This window comes from Dehalococcoidales bacterium (assembly GCA_041656115.1).
Lineage (GTDB): Bacteria > Chloroflexota > Dehalococcoidia > Dehalococcoidales > UBA5627 > UBA5627.
The window spans coordinates 1-10,024 of the sequence record JBBAED010000013.1 but is presented as its reverse complement, the minus strand read 5'-3'; the positions used below and the strand labels follow the sequence as shown (position 1 = coordinate 10,024).

The following is a 10,024-nucleotide window of genomic DNA, read 5'->3' as shown; positions in this document are numbered from 1 at the left end:
CGCTCTTGACTCCAGACTCATCGTTTTCCATCCCTCCAGCAACAGGGTGTCATCCTTATGAGTCAACGAAACAATCCGCCCCCCTCTGCGGCCCGTGCTTCGGTGTCTTTTTTTATGAGTCAATTCGGGATAAATAAAAATTCGAGGGAGGTCTTGACTTCATTTTCTATTTCTATACCTTGATCACCTCTTAATTCCGGCGTAGCTCAATGGTAGAGTAGGTGACTGTTAATCACTTGGTTGCTGGTTCGAGCCCAGCCGCCGGAGCCACTTTGAATAGCAATTTTATTCAATAGTGACAGGGGGTTCCGTGAAGTCTTATCCTCTCAACTCCAGTTTTGAAAACTCCTGATATTCGGTGTTTAAACTAGGGCGTGTTAACACAAGCGTAAGAATTCCACGATGAACGCGAAGACAATGAATCCTAAAAACATAATGTCCAGTTTGTCATACCGGGTAAATACCCGGCGACAGGATTTCACCCGCCGGATGAGTCGCTCAACCTCATTACGTCTTTTATAGATTATTGTATCGTAATCCCATGGGTTTTTCCGGTTCGGGCTGGGCGGAACAACAGGTATAAACCCCAGCGCCTGAGCCAGTTCATGGGTTTCATCCCCTTCATACACGTGATCCATAAGCAGATGGCATGGTTCCGGGATTCTGCCCATGCGCATCAGCAATTCTCTGCCCCGCAGCGCGTCACCCTCGTTGCCGGCAGACAGGCAGAAAATTACTGCCTGACGAGCAGTTGCGGCAACCAGATGTATCTTTGTAGTTCGTCCGCCCCGTGACCGCCCGATGGCTTGCGGGCTGTTTTTTTCAACGCCCCGCCGGCGCCCGGGTGATCCCGGACGCTGGTGCTGTCCAGTGACATGGCGTCGATCCGGACATAAAGCATAGCCTCTTCCTGCTTGCTCCGCACTGTTGAGCGGGGTTGCCTGGGCCCCATCGGGGGGCATCTTGTACCGTTGTGCGCTGTCGCCATTTCGCTACGGTTTTCGGGTTAATACCGTACTGCTGTGCCAGAACATTCAGGCTCTCTTGACGATGTTGTATCGTTCGGCGCACCCGTGTAATATCTGTCCCATAATTCATCCCTACGGAGCTGGTTATACATCACTCCACTACACTGTGGGACTAAACAGTTTACCGAATTCCGCCGGCAGTGCCCGCCATTTACAGCCGTTTTCGAGCGCATAGAGAATGGCATTCATCACGGTTAGATGATCCAAAGAGACATTGCCGCGCTGCGTCGGAAACACATCGGCAATCCGGTTATATTGTTCCTGCGTAAGTTTCATGCGGCATTTTTACGGCATCCCGGCATGAAATGCAACAGTGTTAACACGCCCTAATCTCGAACCATCCGGTGCGGTTCTGGTGAAAGTGAGTGGAGCATAAGTGGCGGAGAGAGAGGGATTCGAAAACTCACTCAAAGCCCTGCAAACATTGCTCCAAATGCACTGTCTGCCCCTCACACTGTCCACAGGATAAACGATTGGCGTTTATTGTAAAGGCGTGGGACGGACTAAATGAGTCTCTAAAAGACGCGCTTCTCACGCTCGTTAAGGCGAACGGGGGTACGCAATGATTTCAGGCGGCACACTTCCGACGAAAATGTCCGAAAGAGGATACGGCTCTGCTGGAGAGCAACCGGAGCGCTTTCGGAGCGGTAAAGAAGGCGGTGTGCCGCCTTTTTCTTCTTCTCTGTCGTATTCTTTGCCGCCCAAAGCGGAAAACTCCCGTCCGCAGGACGGAACGAACGGGCGCGAAGCGTCCCGTGAGCGTTACCCCAGCGGCATTTTTGCTTTGCACGGCGAATGCCGTGCGCCGTCCCCCCCTTATCTATTAGGGGGGGATAATTGCCAAAAACAGGATTTTGACTTAGAAAATTTTTCAGGTTCTGTCGGCGTTGACTGGTTGCAGGGAACAGTGCCATTTGAAAAATCGGCACTGCTGTTTGATTATTTTTCTAAAATGTGCGGCGGCAAACCGGAAGTTTTTACGTATGGATATTTTTGCTATGACCGACATTGCAAATGGCATCCGTATGGAATTGCAATGTATTGGGATAGCGATCAGGAAAAACGGAATATGCACCGTAACCGCGTTGCGGTTCAATTGAGCGGACAGTCTTTAGGTGCGTTCAGCGCGAACGGGTTATTTCGACTTATGCGCGATTTAAATGAGACGTTTGAGTTCAGTACAACGCGCATAGACCTTTGTTTTAATGATTTTGAAAAAATAAAAATGCCGCATGACGTTGCGAAAATCGCGGAACAATCGAATTTTACTGGCTTTAAATGCTGGGAACCGAAACAGAAACGACGCGTGTCCGGTGAATTTTTAAATGACGGAATTTATTTTGGACAGCGCGGCAAAAACGGTTCGGGACGCTATTTGCGTTGTTACGATAAAAACCTTGAATCAAAAGGTGAAATGGATTGTGTGCGTTGGGAAGTGGAATTTACAAAGCAAACAGCGAAAACGATTTTTCTGGAACTGTGCAGTGCGCCGGATTTAGAAACTTTTGCCGGAATGATCGGCGCAATCATTGGCGGTTCGATTGATTTTGTGAACCGCAAAGGGACGCACCTTGACCGCATGGAGCGGCTCGACTGGTGGCAACGGATTGTAGATATTCTAGGGTGTGTTAAACTGCGGAACCCTCAACGTATTAAGTCGATTGATAATACAAAAGAATGGCTTGAAAAAGCCGTTGTTTCATCGATGAAAAAAGTTCAAGTGGCGGTTGGCGGCGAGAATTTTGAAAGTTGGCTCGAACCTCTTATGCGGAACGCCAAGTTGAGCAAACGGCACCGGGCGGAAATTCGAGATTATCACGATAAGTACGGGATTTCGAAAGGGATGCTTAAACAATCCGCTTTGGTAATCTAACCAATCACTGTGCCTGTAATTTTGAAATTTCCTGATCAATTTTGGCCAGGTCTGCCTGTCGTTGCTGGAGCATGCGTTGTAAAGCAAAATTACTGTTCGGGCTGTGATTATGTCCATGCGAACAGGCTTCTGAATGAACGTGATTCGCGTTTTGATTGATGCGCTGTTGCGTCAAAGAGATTGAACGGACAATTTCGGCGCGCTCTTTCTGCAGCCGGACAAGGCGTTGAGCGTCGGTTTCCTGTATTTGAGTCTGCGCGTTTAATTGATCAAGTAAACGCTGTGCGCGCGCATCATGGTTTGTGCTGGAATTTGAAAATTGAGGTGCATGAACTAATGTATTGGTTTGATTTTTAAAAATACGTGGTGCTGTTCGTGGCTGAGGTTCTGCATATACGGTTAATAATAAAAAATATATAAACCCGACATTTAAAAATATTATTTTGTTCATAATTTTCTCTTCATATCATGTGGTATAATATAATTAGTATTTTATTTTAATTTTTGCACATAATTAGTTGATTGAAGATATCTCAAATCAATCACAACAGGAACATTTGTAGCTTTTTCGTATGGGTACACTGTAATAATCGCATCGATGGATTGATATCCAGGAATATGATTCACACTCTTCCTTACACCCAGCACTTCTATAATTGTACTAGAATGTAAAATCTCTTCAGAAATAATTTTTGGTCCTGTGATTCTTCCTGACACTAGCGGATAAACAACATAAATATTTATATCTTTCCCATATCCAGGCGGTAGATTTATTCCACTAATGACCATACGCGTTTTCAGTGAATAACGAGTATTTAGTAACTGTTTGTATTCAGGCTCGTTGCTTACATCCTCATATTTTAAAATACATCCGGTTAATATAAAAGGTATAAGGAATAAAGTTGTTAAGTATTTCATCCAAGCTCTCAATATTATATTTATCAAAACACGATTTAATATTTTTGGAAGATTATAGTATGTCGGGTTTTATCTTTGTTCTTTATTTTTAAAAAACCTATCAATTGATATTACAATTAATGATTGGCTTAACCACAAAAGCTTTAGTATTCCCCACTGTAAGCATGCAAGAAAAAGAATCATCAAAAATGCTTCAAAAAAATCATAAAAATACATTTTAAACGTCATTCCTTTTTTAATCCGAGGAGGTAAAAAAACTATAAAATCCAGCAATAAAAGTGCTAGTGGAAATAAACTAAATGGGACATTTCTCCATTCATATTTTTTTGGGATGAATTGTAAAATAAAAAATAAAGGAAACGGAGTGAAAATAAAAAACCATAAACCGCCAATACGTGATCCTATAAATTGAGATACACCTATAATTAAACACTGAATTATATTTTTCATTCGGTCTTCCATGGGTTTAATTGATTTTGGAATGTCATATTTGGCGTCAGCCCATGATTAACATCAATTCCTCCATCTCTCAGTATTCTTGAAGCAACATCATCACAATTTTGGATAGCGAGATCATATAATGCATTCTCGTATAAATTCCCCGCACGTATAGCCGCAGTATCAGCGTCGGCATTTGTAGAATATATAATATAGCGTTCATATTCCGGGTTTGCCGCTATCATATCGTTGAATGTATCATATGTTTCAACAGTTAAATTATCAGATGAGGTAAACGGATTTCCCATGCCAAAACTAAAGTATGTCCATCCAGTTTCGTCGTTACCGACAGCTGCGGCAGAATGCCCTGCGCCCAAGATAGCACCCTCGCTATTATTTAGATAGGCAATGTCCAGCCCCATCGGATCTCTAGCGTTAATTGGATTATTTCCGCAAAACGCATAGAGATTTAATCCGCCGCTGATTCCAATCGGGTCTTTGCTCATCCACCGTCCTGTAATCGGGTCGTACCACCGCGCGCGGAAATAATACAGCCCCGTCACGCAATCATATTCGCGACCTTGCCACAAATATCTATTTCCAATTGACGATTGCTGATTTCCGATTGAAGTGCCGGAAGAGTCTTTAATATCCAAAACTCTTCCCCACGCGTCGTACTCGTAGGATTCAATAATCTGTCCGTTGGCATCGACCATCGCTAAGACTGAATTCAAAGGGTCTTTGATTGGATAATAAGTTTGAGGTGTGGAGTTTGTCGTTTGCGGATAAACGGTCATGGAGAGCAGATTGTCGATACCAACGCCCCAAACGTACGAGCGAAGCAGTTCACCGGTGTTCGCATCTATGTCGGCGAGAATTTGATTGCCGTCGTAAATGTAGAATTCAGAACTCGGAGTTCCGAGGTCAGAGCTGACCGTGCGTTTTGTCCGGCGATTAAGAACGTCATATTCATATTGAACGGTAAACCCTGAACGCTGAACTTCTTTCAACCGGTAACGTTCATCCCAGTTTAACGAGATATTTTCAGAGTAATTTCCAAGTCCTGAATATGAAATATTCGTAATGCAGCCTGCGGCATCGTATTGATAGGTTCCGTTGGTCACAACCGTTATAGTTACAGTATTCGTGGCGAAACCGGTATTTCCGGCGGCATCACAAATCGCCGCTACAACCTGCTGGGAACCAACTCCGAATTGCAAATTGGTTGCTGTAAAATCAGTTCCGTCGACCTGTGGTACGGCGGACGACTGAGTTAATGAATTACTGACCCAAAGCTGACCCCAGAGATCGTTCGTACCGATCGGTTTTGAGGAATAACCAGTTATGGTTATGTTCTGTGGAATTCCAATCTGGTTTGTAACCACGGCACTCCATGATGCTAAACGGTCACCGATTCCGAGAACATAGTTAACGGTTATCGGTTCTCCGTTATCAGTTTTTGACTTTATCAGACGGTTTCCGGCTAAGTCGTAGGAATATTCAGCCCACGAATCAAACGAACTTTCACGAATCAAACGATTTAACGAATCATACTGATAGCGTTTAACTGACAACTCTGAACTGCCATCTCCAATGGTTACATTCGTAATCATGCCCAGCGCATCGCGCTGATAGCTGATGGAACGGATAACGGCTCCGGATCGTGTTCTATAAGTGATGTTCGTTACCCAGTCCATAATGCTGTAAGCATGCGTTGTCACTAAGCCGGACTCTGCATTGGTGACGGATGAAATCCGCCCGTTCACCGGTGAATAACCGTATTCAAAGTTCTGTGTATTAACGGAATCCACTGTGGCTGAAATTCCGGTCAGCCGTTCTGCCGTATCGTAACGGTATCCGGTGCTGAAATTGTTATAAACCCAGGTGTCATTTTCAGACCATTCATTGTAAATATTTTTACTGGTTATATTTCCCGCCGGATCATATCCCGTAGACCAGCCGAGCCAAATTGGGCCGTAATATGCATCCACCCAGGCGGACCTCCCGGCGGTGTCGAGATAATTGTAGAATCCGCTATATCCGTCAGAGACGTATGTTTCTTTCCAGGCAGGATAATAAGAATAAGAAATCTGCGCCAGTTGCTGATTATTAGCGGAAAGATATTTTACCGACGACTGACGTCCAGCCGTGTCATACGCCGTTTCAACACGCGAGCCATCGTAACGAATGACATTGGTTACAAAGTTTCCGATGCCGTACTGAATCTGCATCGTTTGATCTTCAAGATTTTTTACGGATGTCATCCGATCCTGAATATCCCGTGTATATTCTTCGACATAGCGTCCGCGCGACTCAAGGATGCGGGTCGTATTAAACTGCGGGGTGTAGTCGTACCCGATTCGCACCGGAATATTCGTATTGTTTTGTTCAAGATAACGGGTTTTCGAAGTAAGTTTCCGTCCTGGGGCATAGGTATAATCTGTCACATTCCCGGCGCGGCCAACCGTCTGTGTTACATAGTCCAGTGCATTGTATTGAATAGATGATGTCAATGTGTCGGCATATATGGTTTGTGTCAAACGTCCTTTCGAATCACGTTCATGCTGTGTAATCCGTCCGATGGAAGTGCCATCTTCTGCCAGTATTTCCGTCTGAACCACATATCCCAGACTGTTATACGTATTACTGACGACCGGCCCCAGCGATGCGGCAGAAATTATTAAATTACCTTTATCGTCATATTCGAATGTAACCGCATTTCCATTCGGGTTGACAAACGATGAAATCAATCCATTTGTTGTATAGTTAAACAGTGTGTCATAGCTTTGTGTGCCGGAATGAAATACCTGTTTAAGTAACGGCAGTCCGTTGGTATAAACAATTTCTGTCCGTTTGCCCCACTCATCGATTATTTGAACAGGCTGCTGCCAAATCGGATCATATTCGATTGAGTGCATAAATACCGGGTTGGATGAATTATACGCAACGGAATAATTGGTGACGTTGTGGTATTCATCATATAACTTCCACGTTGTCCATGTTGCATCATTCCCATCAAACAGTTCTTCTTTTATTACATCCTTTCCGTTGGATGCGTAGGTATAACGTATCCCGGATTGATAAATGGAGTTTGTTGAATCCACCGGTCCGTATTTTGCATTTAGTTCTCCCTGATCATTCCAGGAATAGCGGTATATCTGTGCATCATTATCCCATGTATGGACATACCGGACGTCTGTTTCGCTTTCACTGAGATAAGTTACAGTATGTTCATTCCATCCATCCGCCATAAGCCATGTGCCTTTGCCCCCGGTGGGGTTCCCTGATGGATCACTGTATCCGTAATGGTACATGACGCCGGTTTTATTTATCCTGTTTATCAAAAAGCCCTGATGATAATTGTAGGTCGATAAATACGAGTTTGTTCCGACCTGTTCCGTAACGGATTCCATTTGTCCGTCACTGTTATATGAAAATGATAAAGACTGTCCGGCGGGAACTGAAACAGTATGGAGCCGCCAGCTTTCCAGATCAGAAATCCATTGATGTGTAAATTCGATCTGCCGTCCGGTGGAATGAACTGCCCGTTCAAGGCAGCTATTGGTATCATACTGTAATGCAACTTGGTTGCCCCATGCATCCCGAATTGAAACCGGCCAGCCGGTTCCGTTAAAACAGTATTCCAGACCACCGGGCTGTCTTACAATATAACCGGATGCGTTTTGCTCAAACGTCCAGTTATTGGATTTTGAGGGCAGATAACCGCCGTTTCCATCTGATTTAAAATTAAACCGGTGTCCTTCGCCGGTAAACACATATGCCCAGTCGTTAGATAATTGTACCATCCATTCATATGAATGGAGCCAATCTTTGCCCAGCACGCCGACCATCATGCTGTTAACACTCTGATATTTTAAGTCAAACCGTAACGAAATCCCCGGACAGGGAATATGAATCCGGGATTCGGTAAAATAATTATTTCCGGTTTTTACATCAATCGGCTCTTTGGTTGATGTTTTTTCATTCTCTTTTTCGTCTTCCGCTTCATCTTCATCACCGGGATCGCCGGGGTCACCGGGATCACCAGGGTCACCGCCGCCGGGATCGCAAATTCCGCAATTACTATTCCACTGGTAATCATAATATCCGTTCTCCCACACATATGTTGTGTCGTAATACCCATCTTCTATCATTCCATAAACCGGAACAAGTCCGCCATCCACCCAGCCTAACTCCGGATCAAGATAACCATCTTCCCAATCATATCCGATAACCCCATAATAGCTTGTATCCACCCATTCCGACACTTCGTCATAATAACCATCTATCCAAATTTCCTCCATGCAGGCAAAAGCTGAAATTCCGGCAGTAAAAAAGATTAATACTCCGCAAATTATTTTTTTCAAAAACTGCGTGTATTCCCTATTTAAAACATTAAATTTTTTTCTCATAACATCGCCTTACGGAAAAATGATGGTGTTTTTTGACGGCATCAAAACGATTGCTGGCATGGTGACATCGTTGTTTAGCGGATCGGTGCGATACAGGTAAATTTCATCATAATCGGATATCCCATCGCCGTCTGAATCCGCCAGATAACGGTTTGTTCCATGAATATAAATTTCTCGTGCATCAGGAATACCGTCACCATCGCTGTCCATCTCTGCATCACCGGCAAGGAAAAACCCCTGTGTGCCGGACAGATCAACAACCACTGCCGCCGGATTGTTCGAGGTGAGATTGGCGACGCGGTTCGCTGAATACGCCCAATCGCCGTTCGTCAGGCTGAAACGTGAATAAATTTCGATCTGTTTTTCATAACCGGTGGACGCATGCACATTAATTGCACTTGCGCCAAAATCAAACTCCATCCAGATGCCGGTTTTCGGCACCGGCGCGGATTTAGGCATGGCCGCCATTCGTAACGCCGCCGCTTCTGCTTCGGCTCTCGCCGCTAATAAATCCGCCGTCCGATAGCTCTCAGGCTTTACAATCAGTTCTAAAAGCACGCGGCGGGGTGCCATTTCATCGAATGAATATCTGCTGAGAGAAAAACTCTCTTCGTATGGCATGAATGCGGGGGCTGTAAAAATTGCAGAACCGTTAAACGCCTTACCGTCGGTAAGCGGTGAAGAAAGAATGATTATATCCGCAGTCCGTAGATTTTCAAAAATTCTAATAATAACCGGCTCGGTAATCCCCATGGTTGGAAGTGCCGATGTATACCGCGTGCCGCCGGAAAAAGTAAAATGCCAGTTCCGGCTTAAAAACGACCAGTCGTTTTTAAAAAATCCAGTAATTGCATCCTCATAGGAAACCGACGGCGGCACGATTTTTCCATGCTGGTTTCTAAATGAGATATATTCGTCGTAAAGCTGTCCCCATGATGTAACCAGATATGAATCCGTTTCATCCGGCAGTTGCTTTTTTGCTGACTCATCCGCAAACAGACTGCTGACGGTTAAAACAATCCCCGCAATAATCCATGCTTTCATTTGTCCCTTTCTTCACCGTACCCGTCAGCAACGGAAAAAATCGTAACGGGCGATTTTTCTCCTGGCAAGTCCGCAACAAAATAAAAGAGGCGAATTGACTCATAAAAAAAGACACCGAAGCACGGGCCGCAGAGGGGGGCGGATTGTTTCGTTGACTCATAAGGATGACACCCTGTTGCTGGAGGGATGGAAAACGATGAGTCTGGAGTCAAGAGCGCAGGATCTGCGGGTTCAATGCCGCAGATATAAAACGGCGGGCAAGGCGTATAAATCGCGCCTGATTGATGAGGTTTGCGCGGTGTGCGGGTATG

The 10,024-nt window shown here is 44.8% G+C and carries 6 protein-coding genes, 1 tRNA gene and 2 pseudogenes; 2 read left to right on the top strand and 7 right to left on the bottom strand.

Going from position 1 to position 10,024, the window contains the following annotated elements; all coding sequences use genetic code 11:
- The first annotated feature begins 195 nt into the window (after positions 1-195).
- Positions 196-270, top strand: a tRNA-Asn gene (locus WC958_06070).
- Between the two features lie 631 nt (positions 271-901).
- Here the strand turns inward: WC958_06070 and WC958_06065 are convergent.
- Both WC958_06065 and WC958_06060 read right to left on the bottom strand, forming a co-directional pair.
- Positions 902-1,091: pseudogene (locus tag WC958_06065) on the bottom strand (IS481 family transposase).
- Positions 1,092-1,151: 60 nt separating this feature from the next.
- A pseudogene (locus WC958_06060) lies at positions 1,152-1,304 on the bottom strand (transposase).
- A gap of 508 nt (positions 1,305-1,812) precedes the next feature.
- Between WC958_06060 and WC958_06055 the strand changes: the two are divergent.
- Positions 1,813-2,901, top strand: a complete 1,089-nt coding sequence (locus WC958_06055; protein MFA5629786.1) for a replication initiation factor domain-containing protein — start codon at positions 1,813-1,815, stop codon at positions 2,899-2,901.
- A gap of 4 nt (positions 2,902-2,905) precedes the next feature.
- Here WC958_06055 and WC958_06050 read toward each other — a convergent pair whose 3' ends face one another.
- From WC958_06050 to WC958_06030, 5 genes are all read right to left on the bottom strand, one after another.
- The gene (locus tag WC958_06050) at positions 2,906-3,352 is read right to left on the bottom strand and encodes a hypothetical protein (GenBank protein MFA5629785.1); all 447 of its coding nucleotides are present in this window, start codon (positions 3,350-3,352) and stop codon (positions 2,906-2,908) included.
- Positions 3,353-3,393: 41 nt separating this feature from the next.
- A complete protein-coding gene (locus tag WC958_06045; protein ID MFA5629784.1) occupies positions 3,394-3,819 on the bottom strand; it encodes a hypothetical protein in 426 nt (141 codons plus the stop codon).
- A gap of 69 nt (positions 3,820-3,888) precedes the next feature.
- Positions 3,889-4,269: a hypothetical protein gene (locus tag WC958_06040; GenBank protein MFA5629783.1), complete on the bottom strand. Its 381-nt coding sequence runs from the start codon at positions 4,267-4,269 to the stop codon at positions 3,889-3,891.
- Positions 4,266-8,669, bottom strand: a complete 4,404-nt coding sequence (locus WC958_06035) for an RHS repeat-associated core domain-containing protein (GenBank protein MFA5629782.1) — start codon at positions 8,667-8,669, stop codon at positions 4,266-4,268. The genes WC958_06040 and WC958_06035 overlap by 4 nt, the downstream gene beginning before the upstream one ends.
- 9 nt (positions 8,670-8,678) lie before the next feature.
- Positions 8,679-9,713: a thrombospondin type 3 repeat-containing protein gene (locus WC958_06030; GenBank protein ID MFA5629781.1), complete on the bottom strand. Its 1,035-nt coding sequence runs from the start codon at positions 9,711-9,713 to the stop codon at positions 8,679-8,681.
- Between the last annotated feature and the right edge of the window lie 311 nt (positions 9,714-10,024).